Raw genomic sequence first — 17,843 nt, 5'->3', positions numbered from 1 at the left:
GCGGCACCCATGCCCGGGTACCGGGACGAGTGGGAGCGGCGGTTGCTGGATGACCCGGATCTGCTGGGGGACATGGCTTTTGCCATTGGTGGGCCGTTTCACGTCATGTACCCGGCGCGGGTGGGGCGGAATATCGACGGATTTCGGGCGGTGTTCGAGCGGTTCGGGGTGGAGGGGGCGATTTTTTATGGGAAGAAGGCCAATAAGGCGGGGTGTGTGGTGCGGGCCTGCGCCGAGCACGGGGCGGGGGTCGATGTTGCCAGCGTCGGTGAGTTGAGGGCCGCGCTGGCGCATGGGGTTCGGGGGGACGAGCTCGTGGTGACCGGGCCCGCGAAGTCGGAGGAGTTGCTGTGGCTGGCGGCGCGGCACGGGGCGCTGATCGCGATCGACGAGCTCGGGGAGTTGAATCGTCTTGTCGCGCTCGGTCTTCCCGCGCGCATTCTGCTGCGCGTGTTGCCGCCGGGCTCGTCGAGCCGGTTCGGGATGACCGATGGCGAGCTCGACGTCGCGCTCACCGGCACCGACCTCGGGCCGGTCCGGTTGGAGGGCTTCAGCTTTCACCTGTCCGGATACGATCCGGTGGCGCGCTCGGAGATGGCGGCGGCGCTGGTCGATCGCTGCCGGGCGGCCCGCGCCCTCGGGCATCCGGTGTTCACCATCTCCATCGGCGGCGGGTTCGCGGTCGACTACGTCCCCGCCGACGCTTGGCGCGCGTTCACCGAACACGCTGGTCCACACTGGTTTCACGCGGGCAAGCGGTTCGATTCCTATTATCCCTACCACTGCCCGACTCCGGGCCCGGCCATGCTGGCCGCCGTCCTCGAGCACGGAGAACTGGGAGCGCTACTGCGCGACAACGGTATCCGGCTCGCCATCGAACCCGGCCGGGCCCTGCTGGATCGCGCGGGCAGCACCGTATTCCGCGTGCAGGGCGCGAAAACCCGGACCGCGCACGACAATCCGTACCAGCTGCTCACCGTCGACGGCACCAGCCTGAGCCTGTCCGAGCAGTGGTTCGACAGCGAATACCTGCCCGACCCGGTGCTGTGGCCCACCCGGCCCGGCGACCCCACCCCCGCCGCCGTCGGGGCGGCCACCTGCCTGGAGTCGGATCTGCTCAGCTGGCGGCGCATCCCGCTGCCCCGCGCCGCCGAGCCCGGCGACCTGCTCGTCTACCCCAATACCGCCGGTTACCAGATGGACTCCAACGAGTCCCCGTTCCACCAGCTGCCGATCCCGCCGAAGGTGGTGCTGCACGACGCACCCGGCGGTCGGCTCCGCTGGACGCTCGACGCCGAATAAACCGCTCCCCCTTCCAGCCCACCAGAGGAGATTCGCATGCCGCTCGTCACCCGCGTGACGGACCTGATCGGCAACACCCCGCTGTTCGAGCTGGCGGCCACCGCCACCGGAACCCGATTGCTGCTCAAGCTCGAGCAGTTCAACCCGACCGGTGCGGCCAAGATCCGCATGGCGCGCGCCATGGTGCTCGACGCCGAGCGCCGCGGTTTGCTGCCCGATGGCGGGCATATCATCGAGTCGACATCCGGTAATACCGGACTGGGACTGGCGGTGGTGGCGGCCGAACGCGGCTACCGCTTCACCGCGGTCGTCGACCACCACGCCTGCAAGGACAAGCTGCGCGCGATGCAAGCCATGGGAACCGAACTCGTGTACGTCGCCGACGACGGGGACGACAGCCTGGCCACCTCCGCCCGGGAGGATCTGGCCGAGGCGATGGCCGCCGCCCGCGCCGACGCCTACTTCACCGAACAGCACAACAACGACGCCAACGCGGTCGGCTACTACCCGGTCGCCGAGGAATTGCTGGCCGACCTCGGCCACGTCGACATCCTGCTGTCGGCGGTCGGCACCGGCGGCTCGCTGTTCGGCACCGCCCGCCGCCTGAAGGAATTGGGCTGCCACCCACGGGTAATCGGGGTGGAGCCGGTCGGCTCGATCGCCTTCGGCGGCGAGGGCGGCCCGTACTGGCAGTCCGGCACCGGCACCCCGCCGGGCGCGACCGTCGGCACCGCCGTGGACTACTCGCTGCTGGACGAGGGCCTCAAGGTGACCGATGTGGACGCCTTCGCCACGGCCCGCGCGGTCGCCCGCAGGCTGGGCCTGCTGCTCGGCGGGTCGGCGGGCGGCTCGGTGCACGCCGCGCTGACCCGGCTCGAGCAGTTCCCGCCCGGCTCGACCATCGTGAGCATCGTGTGTGACGGCGGCGAGAAGTACCTCGATACCGTGTTCGACGACGACTGGATGACCGAACGAGACCTGCTCGACGAGTCCGCCGAGCGCGCGGCGGCCGACCTGCTCGACCGCTACACCCCGGCGGCCCGACGAAACCTGGTGGGAGCACTGTGAATTCGACGCCCGACACCCGCACGCGCTCGGACGGCCGGCAGCTCACCGCGCTGGCCACGCCGATCGCGATGACCCAGCTGGCCCAGGTCGCGGTCTCGACGACGAATATCGCGCTGATGGGCTCGCTCGGGATCAGCCAGGTGGCGGCCGGTGGTCTGGCGTTGACCCTGTTCAACCAGATCCGGACCATGTGCGTCGGCCTGATCACCGCCACCGGAAATCAGATCGCCACCGTGGTGAGCCGCGCGGAGAAGCGAAACACCGACGCCGACGCCGAGATTCGCGATGTGGTGCGGTCCAGTTTCCTGATCGCCACGGCCGGGGGGCTGCTCGGCGGCCTGGTGCTGATCGGGCTGGGCTGGTCGCTGCAGTGGCTCGGCCAGGACGCCGGGGTGCTCGCCGAGGCGCGGCCCATGATGGTCGCGCTGGCGCCGGGCCTGCTGCCGTGCCTGTGGTTCCAGGTGCTGCGGCAGTACAGCGTCGGCATGCAGCGCCCGCAGGCGCTGCTGCTGGTGACGCTGGGCTCGGTGGCGCTGAATCTGGTGCTGGCGCTGGCCCTCATGCACGGCTGGGCGGGGCTGCCCGCCCTGGGCCTGACCGGTATCGGCATCGCCACCTCGCTGGTCTTCCTGCTCACCTTCGCGGTGTTCTGGGTGATGGTGCGGCGCGATACGACGCTGGGGGCGACCCTGCCGATCCGGATGTGGCCGGTGCGCGCCAAGACCATCCTCGAGGAGCTGCGGCTGGGCACCCCGATCGCGCTGACCTACGGGTCGGAGGCGGGCATGTTCTCGGTGCTGGCGCTGGTCATGGGCCACCTCGGGCCGGACGCGCTGGCCGCGCACAATGTCGTCTACCAGCTGGTCTACATCGTGTTCCAGGTGGCGGTGGGGCTCTCGCACGGCGCGTCGATCCTGGTCAGCAAGGCCGTCGCCCGCGACGAGCATCGGCGCGCGCACGGGCTGGCCTGGCTCGCGCTGCGGCACGCCGCGGTGGTCGCGGCGCTGGTGGGCGTGCTGTACGTCGCGGTGCCCGATATGGTGCTGCGCCCGTTCCTGCACAGCACCGAGGACGGCACCGTGCGGCTGGCGCACACGCTGCTGCTGATCGCGATCGTGCTGCAATTCTTCGACGCCGCGCAGAACATCGGCAACGGTCTGCTCCGCGGGGTCAAGGACACCAAGGCCGGGTTCCGGCTGTCACTGGTCGGCTACTGGATTGTGGGATTGCCCACAGCGATCGTGCTCGCCTTCCCCGCCGGGCTGGGCGCGGCCGGTGTGTGGTGGGGCCTGACGGCCGGGCTGGCGGCGACTGCCGGGCTGATGCTGCGGCGCTACTTCGCATGCCTGGGCGCTCGGGAGCAGGTCGAGCCCCGCGTGCTGGCCGATAGCCTCAGCGGTCACAGCTGACACGAAAATCTCATCTCGGCGTAAGCATGTCGTCACCGTGCGCGGGGAAGGTGGAGACAGAGGCTTCGATATTCTGACGGGCGGGAACCCGAAGCCAATGGCGAGCAATTGCCGGGAGGAGTCCGGTGCACATACGCAGAGTCGCGGAGTACCCGCGACCGGACCACGTTCTGTTCCACTTCAGCGACACCCATCTGATCGCCGGTGACGGTGGGCTCTACGGCACGGTCGACGCCGAGCACCGACTACGCGAGCTACTCGCCCAGGCCGAGGCCAGTCGCATCACCCCGACCGCGATCGTGTTCACCGGCGATCTGACCGATCACGGCGAGTCCGACGCCTACGGGAAGCTGAGACGGCTGGTGGAGCCGTTCGCGGCCCGGCTCGGCGCGCCCGTGGTGTGGGTGGCCGGAAACCACGACGACCGCGCCACCCTGCGCGAGCATCTGCTGGACGAGGACGGCTCCGCCGCGCCGTTCGACCGGGTGCACCTGTTCGACGGCCTGCGCATCGTGGTGCTGGACACGACGGTGCCGGGCCATCACTACGGCGAGCTCTCCGACGACCAATTGGCCTGGCTGCGAACCGAACTCGCCGAACCCGCGCCCTTCGGCACCATCCTGGCCATGCACCACCCGCCGGTCCCCTGCATCCAGGACCTGGCCGTGACCGTGGAGCTGCGCGACCAGCGCCGCCTCGCCGACGTGCTGGACGGCACCGATGTGCGCGGCATCCTCGCGGGCCACCTGCACTTCTCGACCACGGCGACCTTCGCCGGGATTCCGGTGTCGGTGGCCTCGTCGTCGTGCTACAGCCAGGACCTGGCCGTGACCGTGGAGCTGCGCGACCAGCGCCGCCTCGCCGACGTGCTGGACGGCACCGATGTGCGCGGCATCCTCGCGGGCCACCTGCACTTCTCGACCACGGCGACCTTCGCCGGGATTCCGGTGTCGGTGGCCTCGTCGTCGTGCTACAGCCAGGACCTGGCCGTGAGCGTCGGCGGCCAGCGCGGCCGCGACGGCGCCCAGAGCTTCAACTACGTGCACGTCTACCCCGACACCGTGGTGCATTCGGTGGTACCGATCGGCCACGGCCCCACGGTCGGCACGCCCGCCAGCCCGGAGGAGGCGGCCGAGCGACTCACCGCCGCGGGCATCGTGATTCCGGGTGCGTCCAGGATTCCGCAGGTGCTGCGGGAGGGTGTGGACGCCCCGGAGTCGGACGAAATTCACTAGGCCGCACCGGGTTCCAGCGCGGTCAGTGGGTCCGCATCGTCGACGCGCTCCCAGGGGGCGGGCTCCGGGAAGTAGTTTTCCAGGAACTCCGAGACCACCCGGACGCGCTCGGCCTCCGCGACCTCCGGGAAGCTGCCGTCGTTGAGGCAGAAGAAGTCCACATTGCGGTGGCGAGCCAGGCCGGGCAGCAGGGCCAGGCCCGCGTGGCCGGTGGTGTCGACGTAGCGCACCTTGGCCGACTCCTGCGGAACGGCGCGGCCGGTGAGCAGCGCGTAGTAGTGATACAGCGAGTTGGTCACCGAGATGTCGGTGGCGGCGCGGAACCGGCTGGTCCGGGTGCGCGCGAAATCCTCCGGGAAGGTCTGCTCCATCTCCCGAAGCACGCTGCGGCGCAACGGAACCGGCGTGTGCTCCAGATGCCGGGTGATGACGTGCCCGAAGCGCTGCGCGAGCAGGCGGCGGTTCACCCGCGCCGCGTTCTCGAACCCGCTGCGCCGTTCGTTGTTGGCGCCCGGCCCGATTCGGGTGCCCGCCTCGATGAACCGGCTGATCCCGGCCGCGGTGAAGAACATCGACGGCCGCACCGGGCGGGCGAAGAACATATCGTCGTTGGAGTACAGGAAGTGCTCCGACAGGCCCTCGATATGCTGCAGCTGGGATTCGATGGCATGGGAATTGAACACCGGCAGCCCGCTGAGATCCGAGAAGTGGTCCGCCGCACGGACAATAGTGACCTTGGGGTCGTCGGCCAGCCACTCCGGCACCCGGGAATCGGTGGCGATGAAGATGCGGCGGATCCACGGCGCGTTCTTGTGCACCGAGCGCAGCGCGTACCGCAGCTCGTCGATCTGACGGATGCGGGCGTCCGCGTCGTCGCCCTCGCCGACCACCACCTGGGCCATCATTCCCGCACGGCGCGCACGGAATTCGGGGTCGCTGCCGTCGACCCAGGAGTACACGATGTCGATCGGGAAGCCGACATCGGCCGGGTGCGGGGCGAACATGCCCTCCAGGGTGGGCCAGCTGGTGTCGAACAGCAGCACCGTGGTCTGTTCCACGTCGGCGACGTCGAAGACGTTGCGGGTCAGCGCGTTCGGGCGCGGGCACTCCACCGTGTCGCCGTGGTACTCCCACAGCTCCAGCTCCACGTGATGGGCCGGGTCCAGGTCGCGGCCGATCCGGAATACGTTGTGGCGCACCTCGTTACAGGAGAATCCGGCCACCATCGCCGCGCCCAGCACGCGGCGCAGCTCGGCCCGGTGCGTGGCGTCGACCGCCAGCCGCAGGTGGTGGTCGGCGTCGCGCAGCAGCAGGAAGGGTGTGTCGGCGGCGGTCAACTCGGCGCGCAGATAGCGCAGATCGTCGACCACCGCCGTCGACACCGCCATATTGGCCACCGCCGCGCCGGTCGCGTACATCGCACCGGCCGAGTGCACCTCGAACTCCTTCATCACCGTCTCCCGCTTCGCTTCGACCCGGCACGGTCGGCTCCGGCTGCCGGGCAACAACATCCATGAAAAAAACGCGTACCGCCCTCCGCCCGTGGCGGAGGGCTCGCGACCCAAAACCGTCAGCGCGTAACGAACCGCGCGGTGAGACTGTTCGGGAAGGCCGCCCACAACCGAAGCCGATTCGATCGGAATCCCATTTGTTCTCACCTCACTCGCGGCTGGACGCGCGACGGAGCGCGTCGTACTGGATGTTGCTGCACCGTCCACACCGGGAAGACGGTGAACGACTCACTTCACCGGGCGGTCATCGACCGGCTACTCACACGACCTCGATTCGACGAGGAACCGTTACGAATGATGCAACTGCCGGGAGCCGTTCGTCAATCGGAACCGCCACAGGGGCATCGGCAGTTTTCGCGGCCGTAACGCGGAGCGTACCGAATCGTCGGTAACGCACCATTCGGCAACCCATATCAGTATACGAGTTAGGGTAGGCTTACCCACGGGAGCGAAGGGGGCCGATGCCAGACAGGAGACCGGTGTGCGGGTAGTGATTTTGTTCGGAACCGAGATGGGGACGGCGGAGCGCGCGGCGGAGGCCGTGGCGGATGTGCTTGCGGCGAGCCACGATGTGGCGGTCTACGACATGTCCGATTTCGATGCCGACGACCTGGACACCCGCGATTTCCACATCCTGGTCTGCTCGACCTACGGCACGGGCGAGCTCCCCACCGGCGCCGAACCGTTCTTCGCGCAACTCGACGATCGGCTGCCCGACCTGTCCGGCCTGCGCTTCGCGGTCTTCGGGCTGGGCGACATCGTCTACGACACCACCTTCAACCGCGGCGGCGAGATCTGCGCGGAGAAGTTCACCGCCCTGGGCGCCGAACAGGTCGGCGCCCACGCCCGCCACGACGCCTCCAGCTCGGAGCGACCGCAGGACATGGCGCGCGAATGGGCGCGGGCACTGGAGATCCCCGCGCCCACCTCGGTCTGACGCGACTGGGCAACCGGGGGCCAGCGGGTAAGCGGCGCAACGGCTTAGACTGCTAGGCGACGCGCGGAACAGCCCTCTGCGCGAGTCGACCGTGAGGTGGAAGATGGTAGCCGGAGCGCGGGAACGTCATGAGTCGTCGACCGAGCATCCCCAACTGGACGTTCTACCGGAATGGCCGCTCGACACGATCGCGGTACTGGTGACCACCGACCCGGCGCCGCACGCCATCCCGGTGTCCTGGCCGGTGCGCGCCGGTGATCGGCGAATCCTGTTGAGCCTCAAGTCCGATCGCGGCTCGCTGGCGCGGCTGCGGAAGCGGCCGGACGTGGCGCTGCTGATTCTCGCGGGCGGCAATGTGGCGCTGTGCGCCCGCGGCCACGCCCACGTGGTGGCCGATCCGCTCCCCGGCGCCGACGACTACGTGGGCGTCGCCCTCGAGGTCGAGGTGATCGACGACCACCGCCAGTCCGCGTTCGCCGTCGCCACCGGCATCCAGCGCAATATTCTCGACGACGCCGAGCTGCACTATCTCCAATCGCGTGTCGAGACCCTGCGCGGCATGATCAACGACCACAATTGATCCCATGATTGCCGCATTTTCGGTGACCCCGCTCGGCGTGGGCGAGGACGTCGGCCGCGCCGTGGCCGCCGCGGTCCGCGTGGTGCGCGCCAGCGGGCTGCCCAACGAGACCACCGCCATGTTCACCAGCATCGAGGGCGAATGGGACGAGGTGATGGCGGTGATCAAGCAGGCCACCGACGCCGTCATGGCCGTCTCCCCGCGCTGCAGCCTGGTAATCAAGGCCGACATCCGACCGGGCGTCACCGACGGCCTGACCAGCAAGGTCGACAGCGTGGAGCGCTACCTCGCCGAGGGCTGAGCGCGGGCGTCAGCGCGGCCAGTAGGTGCGCCAGTCCTGCGGGGCGAGTGGAAGTCGGTTGCCGCGAGCCTGTTCGGCGGCGTCCTCGGCCAGGCGGATGCTGGTCGCGAAGGCCACCGTCGCCTTGCGGAGGCGCTCCTCGGCGCTGTCGGGGCCGCCCAGGTGGACGACGCGCAGGTCCTCGGGGACGAGGTCGTCCGGCAGGCCCGCGCGGAGGCTGCGGGAGCGGATCTTCTCGGCGAGGGCCAGGGCGGGCTGGGCCATGGCGATGCCGTCCAGGCAGGAGCGGCGGGACTTCTCGGCGGATTTGCGTTCCTCCCAGGCCCTTTCCTGGGCGCGGATCTTCTCCTCGGGGGAGGCGGCGGGGTCGGGCGGGGCGTCCAGCAGCGGGCTGCGGTGGACCAGCTTGGCGACCAGGGCGGCGGCCACGTCGGCGATGGTGAATTCGCCCGCGGCCTCGGCGATGCGGGAGTGGAACAGCACCTGCAGCAGCAGGTCGCCCAGCTCCTCCTTGATGGTGTCGGCGTCGCGGTGCCCGATGGCGTCGAGCAGCTCGTAGGTCTCCTCGAGCAGGTACGGCCGCAGCGAATCGTGGGTCTGGGTCACCTCCCAGCCGCCGAAGTTCCACAGCCGGTCCATGACCTCGACCGCCTCGGCGAGGCCGTGCGCCAGCGCCGCCGAATCGGCCTCTCGCACAGTGGGGTCGGAGCTCATCGAGCCGAAACCTCGGTCGCCACATGCAGATCCACGGTGCCCTGCGGCTTACCGTCCAGCGCCAGCAGCAGATCCGCGACGTACTGCAGCAGCCGCACGTCGCGAATGCGCCCCGCGCCGACGCTGTCCTCCACCCGCGGCAGCGGCAGCTGCACGATGCCGGTGGTGGGGCGGTAGGTCGCCGACGGGTAGATCCGCTTGAGCCGCAGCTGTTTCGAGTCCGGCAGCTGCAGCGGGGAGAGCTTGAGCGTGGTGCCGGTGACGCCGACCTCGGCGATGCCGTACTCGCGGCACAGCAGCCGCAGCTTGGCCACCGACACCAGCCGACCGACCTCCACCGGCAGCGGGCCGTACCGGTCGACCAGCTCCTCCACCACCGCGGCCAGCGTCGAATCGTCCTGCGCGGCGGCCAGTTTCCGGTAGCCCTCCAGCCGCAGCCGGTCGCTGGCGATGTAGTCGGGCGGGATGTGCGCGTCCACCGGCAGGTCGATGCGCACCTCCTTGACCTCTTCCTCGGTGGTGATCGGCCGGCCGTCGGCCGCCGCGCGATACGCCTCCACCGCCTCGCCCACCAGCCGCACGTACAGATCGAATCCGACGCCCGCGACATGCCCGGACTGCTCGGCGCCCAGCACGTTGCCCGCGCCGCGGATCTCGAGGTCCTTCATGGCCACCGCCATGCCCGCGCCCAGATCGGAGTTTTGCGAGATGGTGGCCAGCCGGTCGTAGGCGGTCTCGGTGAGCGGCTTCTCGGCCGGGTACAGGAAGTAGGCGTACCCGCGCTCGCGGCTGCGCCCGACCCGGCCGCGTAGCTGATGCAGCTGCGAAAGACCCAGGGCGTCGGCGCGTTCCACGATCAGGGTGTTGGCATTGGAGATGTCCAAACCGGTTTCGATGATCGTGGTGCACACCAGCACGTCGAAGTCGCGCTCCCAGAAGCCCTGCACGGTCTTCTCCAGCGTGTCCTCGTTCATCTGGCCGTGCGCGACGGCGACCCGCGCCTCCGGCACCAGATCGCGAATCCGCTTCGCCGCCTTGTCGATCGAGGACACCCGGTTGTGCACGTAGAACACCTGGCCGTCGCGCAGCAGCTCGCGCCGGATGGCGGCGGCGACCTGTTTGTCGTTGTATCCGCCGACGTAGGTGAGGATGGGGTGCCGCTCCTCGGGCGGGGTGAGGATGGTCGACATCTCGCGGATGCCCGCCAGGCTCATCTCCAGCGTGCGCGGAATCGGGGTGGCGGACATGGTCAGCACGTCGACGTGGGTGCGCAGCGCCTTGATGTGCTCCTTGTGCTCGACGCCGAAGCGCTGCTCCTCGTCGATGACGACCAGGCCCAGATCCTTCCACCGCACGCCGGTCTGCAGCAGGCGGTGGGTGCCGACCACGATGTCGACCTCGCCCGCGGCCATGCCGTCCATGACCGCGCGCGACTCGGCGGCATCGGTGAAGCGGGACAGGCCCTTCACCGTCACCGGGAAACCGGCGACCCGCTCGGTGAACGTCTGCAGATGCTGCTGGGCCAGCAGCGTGGTGGGCACCAGCACCGCCACCTGCTTGCCGTCCTGCACCGCCTTGAACGCCGCGCGCACCGCGATCTCGGTCTTGCCGTAGCCGACGTCGCCGCAGATCACCCGGTCCATCGGGACCGCCTTCTCCATATCGGCCTTGACCTCGGCGATGGCGGTGAGCTGGTCGTGGGTCTCGGTGAACGCGAACGCGTCCTCCATCTCCTGCTGCCACGGGGAGTCGGGGGCGAAGGCGTGCCCGGGCGCGGCCTGGCGGGCCGCGTAGAGCTGCACCAGCTCGGTGGCGATCTCGCGGACGGCCTTGCGCGCCTTGCGTTTCGTGTTGGCCCAGTCCGAGCCGCCGAGCCGGGACAGGCTGGGCATCTCGCCGCCGACGTAGCGCGAGAGCTGGTCCAGCGAGTCCATCGGCACGTACAGCCGGTCGCCGGGCTGGCCGCGCTTGCTCGGCGCGTACTCGATGACCAGGTACTCGCGCCGCGCGCCGCCGACGGTGCGCTCGATCATCTCGACGAACCGGCCGATGCCGTGCTGATCGTGCACCACCATGTCGCCGGCCGACAGCGCCAGCGGGTCGACCTGATTGCGGCGGCGCGCCGGGAGCTTCTTGCCCTCGCCGGGGGCGGTGACACGATTGCCGGTGAGGTCGGATTCGGCGATGACGACCAGCTTCGCGTCGTCGAAGACGATGCCGTCGTGCAGCGATCCGCACAGCACCCCGACCAGCCCGCGCACCGGCTCCGCGCCCGGATCCAGTGCCGCCGCCGGGACTTCCGCGTCGGCGAGCCGCTCCAGGATGCGCTGCGCGGTGCCGTGCCCGGCGACGACGATGACCGCGCGGCCACCGGTCGTCACGTGCGCGCGCAGCGAGGCGAACACGGTCGCGACCAGTTCCTCGGAGCCGCGCGCGGCCGGGGCCGCCAGCACCGGCAGCACCAGTTCGGCCGGATCGTCGGCGGCCAGCGGGCTCAGCGTCCACCACGGCAGCCCGCAGGCGTCGGCGCTCGCGTGCACCACGTCCAGGCCGCGATAGGCCGAGGCGGCCAGGTCGAGCCCGTGCGCGCCCAGCGGGGCCGCGCCGCCGAAGGACGCCGCCGTCCACGACGCCTCCAGGAACTCCTGCCCGGTCCGGACGAGATCGGCGGCCCGGGTGCGGATTTTCTCCGGATCGCACAGCAGCACATGGGTACCGGCGGGCAGCACCTCGGTGAGCAGTTGCAGCTGGCCCGGGCGCAGCGCGGGCAGCAGCGCCTCCATGCCCTCGACCGGGATGCCCTGGGCCAGCTTCTCCAGCATCTCGACCAGGGCGGCGTCGGCGGGGTTCTCGGCGGCCACCTCGGCGGCGCGCAGCCGCAGCTCCTCGGTGAGCAGCAGCTCGCGGCACGGCTGCGCCACAACGGCATCCACCTCGACCTCGGCCAGCGAGCGCTGGTCGGCGACCGAGAACGGCCGCAGCTCGGTGATCTCGTCGCCCCAGAACTCCACGCGCACCGGATGATCGGCGGTGGGCGGGAAGACGTCGAGAATGCCGCCGCGCACCGCGAATTCGCCGCGCTTGCCGACCATGTCGACCCGCTCGTAGGCGAATTCGACCAGGCGCGTGATCAATTCGTCGAAATCGAACTCGGCGCCCACCCGCAGCACGACCGGCTCGATATCGCCGAGGCCACCGGCCATCGGCTGCATGAGCGAGCGCACCGTGGTGACCACGACCCGCAGCGGCACCGGATAGACCGGGTCGTCGGGATGGGTGAGGCGGCGCAGCACCTGCAGGCGCCTGCCCACGGTGTCGGCGCTCGGCGACAGCCGCTCGTGCGGCAGCGTCTCCCAGGACGGGAACAGCGCCACCCCGTCGCCGAGGATCTCGGCGAGCTCGACGGTCAGGTCGTCGGCCTCGCGGCCGGTGGCGGTGACCACCACCAGCGGCCGCGTCGCGGCAATGGTCGCCGCGACGAACGGCCGCACCGCCGACGGCGCCACCAATTGCACCGGCGTGCGACCGATCAGGCTCGCGACCTGTGTCAGCGCGGCGTCGGCACCGGCCGTCGCGGCCAGTCCCGCGAGAGGCGGACGAGGGGTGGACATGAGGCGGACTCCTGGCGCGGACGAGCGATTAGGGCGGCCAACCGAGTCTAATCACCGCAGCCGACAGGAACCGGACCCACCACTCCCCCTCCACTACTCGAGACGGATGACGGAGCGAGTCTTACGAGCGACCGTTCGCGGCCCGGCTCGTCGTTCAGCGGCCGAAGCGCATGCGCGCAGCGCGAGTCTCGGCCGCTGAACGACGAGCCTCCAGGGGCCGCGAACCGCCGAGCGCAGCGAGGCCAAAATTACGGCACGTAGCGGCGGAGGCGACGCGCCGCGAACTCGCGGAAGTAGGCGACCTTCTCCTTGGGGACGATCGAGGGCAGCAGGAAGTACCACATGCGTTCCATGCGGACCGCCATCTGATCGATGGAGTCGGTGCCGACGGCGGTGATGTGCACGCCGGCGGTGAGCTCCTGCAGCAGCAGGCCGATGGTCTCCGGTTCCAGGTCCGGCTCGAGATCGCCCTGGGCGATGGCGCGCTCGGCCAGCAGCCGGTGCGTCTCGCCCCAGGTCTTGGCGATGTTGTCGCCGGTGGCGCCGCGATAGTCGCCGATCTGGTGGGTGAGCTTGAGCATCGCGCCCACCATCGGGTCGTTCATCGTGAGATCGGCGACCACGTAGGTGATTCCGATGCACGCCTCCAGCGCCGGCACCCGCGGATCGAAGAAGCCCTGGCAGGCGCTGATCAGTCGCTCGTTGCCCTGATCGACCACGGCGCGCGCCAGCTCCTCCTTGGAGCCGAAGTGAAAGTACAACGCGCCCTTGGTCACGTTCGACTGCGCGATGATCTCGCTCAGACTCGCATTCGCGTAACCCAGGCGCAGAAAGACATCGGCAGCACCCGCGAGAACGGAATCGCGAGTGATCTCCGCACGCGCTTGCCTAGCCATCAGATCCGCCTGTCATCAAACCAGCCATCCTGAAGTAGACCGACATCCCGAAGTTGACCGACATCACAGCTCGAACAGCACTCGAAGGATGGGTGAACCGTACCACCCGACCGGGCCGAGCCGAGGGAATCGAGCATTCCGACCGGCCTCTTTCGCTAATCATGGGTTAACCGTCCAGTTCGTCCGCACCGCGCTGCCCCTACCCCGCAGCCGCGTGGTTACGCCCCTGTGCCGCTTGACCATTCGGACGCCAGCTGCGGGTCGGCCTCCAGATGGGTGAGCCCGTTCCAGCACAGGTTCACCAGGTGCGCGGCGACCACCTCCTTGGACGGCTGCCGCTCGTCCAGCCACCATGTCGCGGCCGTCGCGACCATCCCGACCAGCGCCTGCGCGTAGAGGGTGGCCAGGCTGGTGTCGAAGCCGCGGCGCTGGAAATCGCCCGCCAGGATGTGCGCGACCTGATTGACCGCCTCGTTCAGCAGGCTCGAATACGTGCCCTCGGCCGCCGATACGGGCTGGTCGCGCATCAGGATCCGGAACCCGTCGGTGCGCTCCTCCATATATGTCAGCAACGCCAGTGCCACCTGCTCGAGCCGCACCCGGGAGCGATTGCGGGTCAGCGATGCGGTGATCATGCTGAGCAGCGTCGACATCTCGCGGTCGACGACCACGGCGTACAACCCCTCCTTGCCGCCGAAATGTTCGTACACAACGGGTTTGGACACCTGCGCGCGCTGGGCGATCTCCTCGATCGAGGTGGCGTCGTAGCCGCGCTCGGCGAACAGCGCCCGCCCGATCTCGATCAACTGCTGCCGTCGCTGCGTACCGGTCATGCGGGTACGTGGTGATCGGTTCGTCTCACCCGAGCTCATCACTCCCGCCTCTCTTCTGTATGCCGTCACAAATTCCGCACACAACTCTTTCAGACATCCGCGAAGATTTCTGCAACCACCCGTGCGCCAGTCCCGGAGCAGCGGTCCACTCGGGCTCCCAACGCACCAACCGATCTCGGGAGAACATGGGTAACTCGCCGGGAACGCCCAGAGGTCCCCCGCACGACACCGTCGGCCCGGTCGACAACTCCCCCACGACCGACTATCGGCGAAAAAACACGGAGAGGCGGGACCGCGTTAGACGAACGCGGCTCCTCATGCGAGGATCATTCCCGCATGCCGTGGCGCAGCGGTGAACCGACAGGTCCGCCGGTGCGGCAATCCGCCGTAGTGTAATGGCAGCACCACTGATTTTGGTTCAGTTAGTCCAGGTTCGAGTCCTGGCGGCGGAGCAGACCCGGCCGCGCGGCCCCAGCGCAAGACAGCCCACCGAACACGATGACAGGCAGCCGAGGGAGATCCATGCCACAGCAGACCGCCGTCGTCGTTCTCGCCGCCGGAGCCGGAACACGGATGCGGTCCAAGACGCCGAAGGTGTTGCATTCGTTGGCCGGCCGCAGCATGCTCGCCCACGCGCTGCATGCGGCGAACGAGATCGACCCCACGTATCTGGTCACTGTGGTGGGGCACGACCGCGAGGTGGTCGGCGCCGCCGTGAGTTCCGTTGCGGCGGAACTGGGTCGGGAGATCGTCTCGGCCGTGCAGGAGGAGCAGCTCGGCACCGGGCACGCGGTGCAGTGCGCGCTGGGCTCGCTGCCCGCCGACTTCGACGGCGATCTGCTGGTCACCTCCGCCGATGTGCCGCTGCTGGACGGACACACCCTCTCGGCGCTGCTGGACGAGCACCGCAGCTATCCGGAGCGGTCGGCGGTCACGGTGCTCACCTTCGCTCCCGAGGACCCGAACGGCTACGGCCGCATCGTGCGCGACGCCCAGGGGCACGTGTCCGAGATCGTCGAGCACGCCGACGCCACCCCCGCGCAGGCCGCCATCGGCGAGGTCAACTCCGGCGTGTACGTCTTCGACGCGTCGGTGCTGCGGGTGATGATCGGCCGCCTCACCACCGCCAACGCCCAGCACGAGCTGTATCTGACCGACGTGTTGAAGCTGGCCCGCGAGGGCGGGCACCCGGTGCACGGCGCGCGCCTGCTCGACGCCGCCAAGGTGACCGGCGTCAACGACCGGGTGCAGATGGCCGCCGCCGCCCGCAACCTCAACCGCTACATCCTGGAACGCCACATGCGCGCCGGGGTCACCGTCATCGATCCGGCCAGCACCTGGGTGGACGCCGGGGTGCGCATCGACCGCGACGCCGTGCTGCGGCCGGGTGTGCAACTGCTCGGTAACACCGTGATCGGCGAGGACGCCGAGATCGGGCCGGATACCACGCTCACCGATGTGGTGGTCGGTGCGGGCGCTCGCGTGGTGCGCACCCACGGCGAGGGCGCCACCATCGGCGCGCGGGCGACCGTCGGCCCGTTCACCTATGTCCGGCCGGGCACGGTCGTCGGGGCGTCCGGCAAGCTCGGAGCGTTCGTCGAGACCAAGAACGCCGACATCGGCGCGCATTCGAAGGTGCCGCATCTGACCTACGTCGGCGACGCCACCATCGGCGAGTACAGCAACATCGGCGCATCGAGCGTGTTCGTGAATTACGACGGGGTGAACAAACACCATACGGTCGTGGGCTCGCATGTGCGGACCGGCTCTGACACGATGTTCGTAGCCCCGGTGACCGTGGGCGACGGCGCTTATACCGCGGCAGGTACTGTGCTGCGGAAGAACGTTCCGCCGGGGGCGCTTGCCGTGTCGGGCGGGCCACAGCGCAATATTGAAGGCTGGGTGCAGCGGTATCGATCCGGAACCGCTGCGGCGCAGGCGGCGGCGGATGCTATCGCGGCCGATGACAGGGCGAGTCAGGCAACCGAGCAAAAGGATGGCAACAGAGAGTGACCGCGTTCTCGACCGATAACCAGAAGAACCTGATGCTGTTCTCGGGGCGTGCTCACCCCGAGTTGTCCGAACAGGTCGCGAAGGAACTCGACGTTCACATTACCCCGCAAACGGCTCGCGACTTCGCCAACGGTGAGATCTTCGTCCGGTTCGAGGAGTCGGTGCGTGGCTCCGACGCCTTCGTGCTGCAGAGCTTCCCGGCGCCGCTGAACCAGTGGCTGGTCGAACATCTCATCATGATCGACGCGCTCAAGCGCGGTTCCGCCAAGCGGATCACCGCGGTGCTGCCGTTCTATCCCTATGCGCGCCAGGACAAGAAGCACCGTGGCCGCGAACCCATCTCCGCGCGCCTGGTCGCCGATCTGCTCAAGACCGCGGGCGCGGACCGGATCATCACCGTCGATCTGCACACCGATCAGATCCAGGGCTTCTTCGACGGCCCGGTGGATCACATGCACGCGCTCGTCCAGCTGTCGGAGTACGTGCGCAACCACTACACCCTCGACAACATCACCGTCGTCTCCCCCGACGCCGGACGGGTGAAGGTCGCCGAGAAGTGGGCCGACTCGCTGGGCGGCGCCCCCGTGGCGTTCATCCACAAGACGCGCGACCCGCTGGTGCCCAACCAGGTCAAGTCGCACCGCCCGGTCGGTGACGTCGACGGCCGCACCTGCATCCTGATCGACGACATGATCGACACCGGCGGCACCATCGCCGAGGCGGTCCGCGTGCTGCGGGAGGCGGGCGCCGGCGACGTCGTCATCGCCGCCACCCACGGCGTGCTGTCGGCCCCGGCCGCCGAGCGCCTGTCGGCGTGCGGCGCCAAGGAAGTGATCGTCACCAACACGCTGCCGATCACCGAGGACAAGAAGTTCCCCACCCTGACCGTGCTGTCCATCGCCCCGCTGCTGGCCCGCACCATCCGCGAGGTCTTCGAGAACGGCTCGGTGACCGGCCTGTTCAACGGCTCGGCTTAACCGCCTGACGACATCGATCGCCCCGCCGGAGACTTATCCGGCGGGGCGAGTTCGTTGTAGCGTGGGCCTATGGCCGACGAACCCGATAATCCGCTGATGGACGAGGTGTTCGAGATGGACGCTGAGGACGACGAGGATCTCGATTACGACCTGGGCGACGACGAACAGGCCGACGAGGTGCGCGAATACGAGCGCTACATCACCGACCCGCCGAGCGATCTGGTCATCCGCTATCACGAGAACGACGACACCGGCCGCCTCGGCATCGCCCGGGAGCTGGACCAGGAGTGGACCCGCCGCCGCCGGCGCGAGCAGCAGCGCGCCGAGGACGAGCGCCCGGCCGAGATCGCCGCCATGGAGGTCGTGGACGAGCCGGGGGACTGAGGCCCCGTCCGTCATTCCGGCGTGCTTTTGGCCGGAATCTCCCGAGAGGTCCCGGCCAAAAGCACGCCGGGA

General features: G+C 69.2%; 15 protein-coding genes and 1 tRNA gene. 11 read left to right on the top strand and 5 right to left on the bottom strand.

Translation table 11 applies throughout. The features are described 5' to 3' along the window. The first annotated feature begins 9 nt into the window (after positions 1 to 9). From HPY32_RS25605 to HPY32_RS45760, 4 genes are all read left to right on the top strand, one after another. Positions 10 to 1,302, top strand: coding sequence for a type III PLP-dependent enzyme domain-containing protein (locus tag HPY32_RS25605; RefSeq protein WP_067596187.1), 1,293 nt, complete (start codon positions 10 to 12; stop codon positions 1,300 to 1,302). 36 nt (positions 1,303 to 1,338) lie between these two features. Further along, positions 1,339 to 2,370, top strand: coding sequence for a cysteine synthase family protein (locus HPY32_RS25600; RefSeq protein WP_067593371.1), 1,032 nt, complete (start codon positions 1,339 to 1,341; stop codon positions 2,368 to 2,370). 68 nt (positions 2,371 to 2,438) lie between these two features. After that, positions 2,439 to 3,779, top strand: a complete 1,341-nt coding sequence (locus HPY32_RS25595) for an MATE family efflux transporter (RefSeq protein ID WP_082871925.1) — start codon at positions 2,439 to 2,441, stop codon at positions 3,777 to 3,779. A gap of 125 nt (positions 3,780 to 3,904) precedes the next feature. Then, positions 3,905 to 5,014: a phosphodiesterase gene (locus tag HPY32_RS45760; protein WP_309247542.1), complete on the top strand. Its 1,110-nt coding sequence runs from the start codon at positions 3,905 to 3,907 to the stop codon at positions 5,012 to 5,014. On the opposite strand, the gene HPY32_RS25585 is transcribed toward HPY32_RS45760, so the two are convergent. Further along, entirely contained in the window at positions 5,011 to 6,432 is a 1,422-nt protein-coding gene (locus HPY32_RS25585; protein ID WP_228787128.1) for a stealth family protein, read from the bottom strand. The genes HPY32_RS45760 and HPY32_RS25585 overlap by 4 nt on opposite strands. A gap of 574 nt (positions 6,433 to 7,006) precedes the next feature. Between HPY32_RS25585 and HPY32_RS25580 the strand changes: the two genes are divergently transcribed. The 3 genes from HPY32_RS25580 to HPY32_RS25570 all read left to right on the top strand — a co-directional run bounded on the left by HPY32_RS25580 (position 7,007) and on the right by HPY32_RS25570 (position 8,343). Beyond that, the gene (locus HPY32_RS25580; protein ID WP_067593381.1) at positions 7,007 to 7,462 is read left to right on the top strand and encodes a flavodoxin domain-containing protein; all 456 of its coding nucleotides are present in this window, start codon (positions 7,007 to 7,009) and stop codon (positions 7,460 to 7,462) included. Between the two features lie 103 nt (positions 7,463 to 7,565). After that, positions 7,566 to 8,042: a pyridoxamine 5'-phosphate oxidase family protein gene (locus tag HPY32_RS25575; protein ID WP_067593384.1), complete on the top strand. Its 477-nt coding sequence runs from the start codon at positions 7,566 to 7,568 to the stop codon at positions 8,040 to 8,042. Positions 8,043 to 8,046: 4 nt separating this feature from the next. Further along, complete coding sequence (locus tag HPY32_RS25570; RefSeq protein ID WP_067593387.1) at positions 8,047 to 8,343, top strand: MTH1187 family thiamine-binding protein; 297 nt, start codon at positions 8,047 to 8,049, stop codon at positions 8,341 to 8,343. A 9-nt stretch (positions 8,344 to 8,352) separates the two neighbouring features. Here the strand turns inward: HPY32_RS25570 and HPY32_RS25565 are convergent, their stop codons facing one another. The 4 genes from HPY32_RS25565 to HPY32_RS25550 all read right to left on the bottom strand — a co-directional run bounded on the left by HPY32_RS25565 (position 8,353) and on the right by HPY32_RS25550 (position 14,397). After that, entirely contained in the window at positions 8,353 to 9,057 is a 705-nt protein-coding gene (locus HPY32_RS25565) for a nucleoside triphosphate pyrophosphohydrolase (RefSeq protein ID WP_067593390.1), read from the bottom strand. Beyond that, positions 9,054 to 12,668 carry a transcription-repair coupling factor gene (gene mfd / locus HPY32_RS25560; RefSeq protein WP_067593393.1) on the bottom strand — a complete coding sequence of 1,205 codons (3,615 nt, stop codon included), beginning with the start codon at positions 12,666 to 12,668 and terminating at the stop codon, positions 9,054 to 9,056. The genes HPY32_RS25565 and mfd overlap by 4 nt, the downstream gene beginning before the upstream one ends. Positions 12,669 to 12,916: 248 nt before the next feature. Continuing rightward, positions 12,917 to 13,564 (bottom strand): TetR family transcriptional regulator, encoded by a 648-nt coding sequence (locus tag HPY32_RS25555; RefSeq protein WP_067593395.1) that lies wholly within the window; start codon positions 13,562 to 13,564, stop codon positions 12,917 to 12,919. A 218-nt stretch (positions 13,565 to 13,782) separates the two neighbouring features. Next, a complete protein-coding gene (locus HPY32_RS25550) occupies positions 13,783 to 14,397 on the bottom strand; it encodes a TetR/AcrR family transcriptional regulator (protein ID WP_067593398.1) in 615 nt (204 codons plus the stop codon). Between the two features lie 381 nt (positions 14,398 to 14,778). Here HPY32_RS25550 and HPY32_RS25545 point away from each other — a divergent pair. From HPY32_RS25545 to HPY32_RS25530, 4 genes are all read left to right on the top strand, one after another. Next, positions 14,779 to 14,849, top strand: a tRNA-Gln gene (locus HPY32_RS25545). 70 nt (positions 14,850 to 14,919) lie between these two features. Then, positions 14,920 to 16,410, top strand: coding sequence for a bifunctional UDP-N-acetylglucosamine diphosphorylase/glucosamine-1-phosphate N-acetyltransferase GlmU (glmU, locus tag HPY32_RS25540; RefSeq protein WP_067593401.1), 1,491 nt, complete (start codon positions 14,920 to 14,922; stop codon positions 16,408 to 16,410). Further along, entirely contained in the window at positions 16,407 to 17,387 is a 981-nt protein-coding gene (locus HPY32_RS25535) for a ribose-phosphate diphosphokinase (RefSeq protein WP_067593404.1), read from the top strand. The genes glmU and HPY32_RS25535 overlap by 4 nt, the downstream gene beginning before the upstream one ends. Before the next feature lie 69 nt (positions 17,388 to 17,456). Continuing rightward, positions 17,457 to 17,771: a hypothetical protein gene (locus HPY32_RS25530; protein ID WP_082871701.1), complete on the top strand. Its 315-nt coding sequence runs from the start codon at positions 17,457 to 17,459 to the stop codon at positions 17,769 to 17,771. Positions 17,772 to 17,843: the final 72 nt, after the last annotated feature.

The organism is Nocardia terpenica (genome assembly GCF_013186535.1).
GTDB classification, from domain to species: Bacteria; Actinomycetota; Actinomycetes; order Mycobacteriales; family Mycobacteriaceae; genus Nocardia; species Nocardia terpenica.
Note: the sequence above shows the minus strand (reverse complement) of the source record. Positions and strands in the feature narration are given on the sequence as shown.

Bases quoted from the DNA above. Each gene is read 5' to 3' on its own strand.
- mfd (WP_067593393.1), bottom strand. From the start codon at position 12,668: ATGTCCACCCCTCGTCCGCCTCTCGCGGGACTGGCCGCGACGGCCGGT.
- HPY32_RS25555 (WP_067593395.1), bottom strand. From the start codon at position 13,564: ATGGCTAGGCAAGCGCGTGCGGAGATCACTCGCGATTCCGTTCTCGCG.
- HPY32_RS25565 (WP_067593390.1), bottom strand. From the start codon at position 9,057: ATGAGCTCCGACCCCACTGTGCGAGAGGCCGATTCGGCGGCGCTGGCG.
- HPY32_RS25575 (WP_067593384.1), top strand. From the start codon at position 7,566: ATGGTAGCCGGAGCGCGGGAACGTCATGAGTCGTCGACCGAGCATCCC.
- HPY32_RS25605 (WP_067596187.1), top strand. From the start codon at position 10: ATGCCCGGGTACCGGGACGAGTGGGAGCGGCGGTTGCTGGATGACCCG.
- HPY32_RS25585 (WP_228787128.1), bottom strand. From the start codon at position 6,432: ATGTACGCGACCGGCGCGGCGGTGGCCAATATGGCGGTGTCGACGGCG.
- glmU (WP_067593401.1), top strand. From the start codon at position 14,920: ATGCCACAGCAGACCGCCGTCGTCGTTCTCGCCGCCGGAGCCGGAACA.
- HPY32_RS25530 (WP_082871701.1), top strand. From the start codon at position 17,457: ATGGCCGACGAACCCGATAATCCGCTGATGGACGAGGTGTTCGAGATG.
- HPY32_RS25570 (WP_067593387.1), top strand. From the start codon at position 8,047: ATGATTGCCGCATTTTCGGTGACCCCGCTCGGCGTGGGCGAGGACGTC.
- HPY32_RS25550 (WP_067593398.1), bottom strand. From the start codon at position 14,397: ATGACCGGTACGCAGCGACGGCAGCAGTTGATCGAGATCGGGCGGGCG.
- HPY32_RS25600 (WP_067593371.1), top strand. From the start codon at position 1,339: ATGCCGCTCGTCACCCGCGTGACGGACCTGATCGGCAACACCCCGCTG.
- HPY32_RS25595 (WP_082871925.1), top strand. From the start codon at position 2,439: ATGACCCAGCTGGCCCAGGTCGCGGTCTCGACGACGAATATCGCGCTG.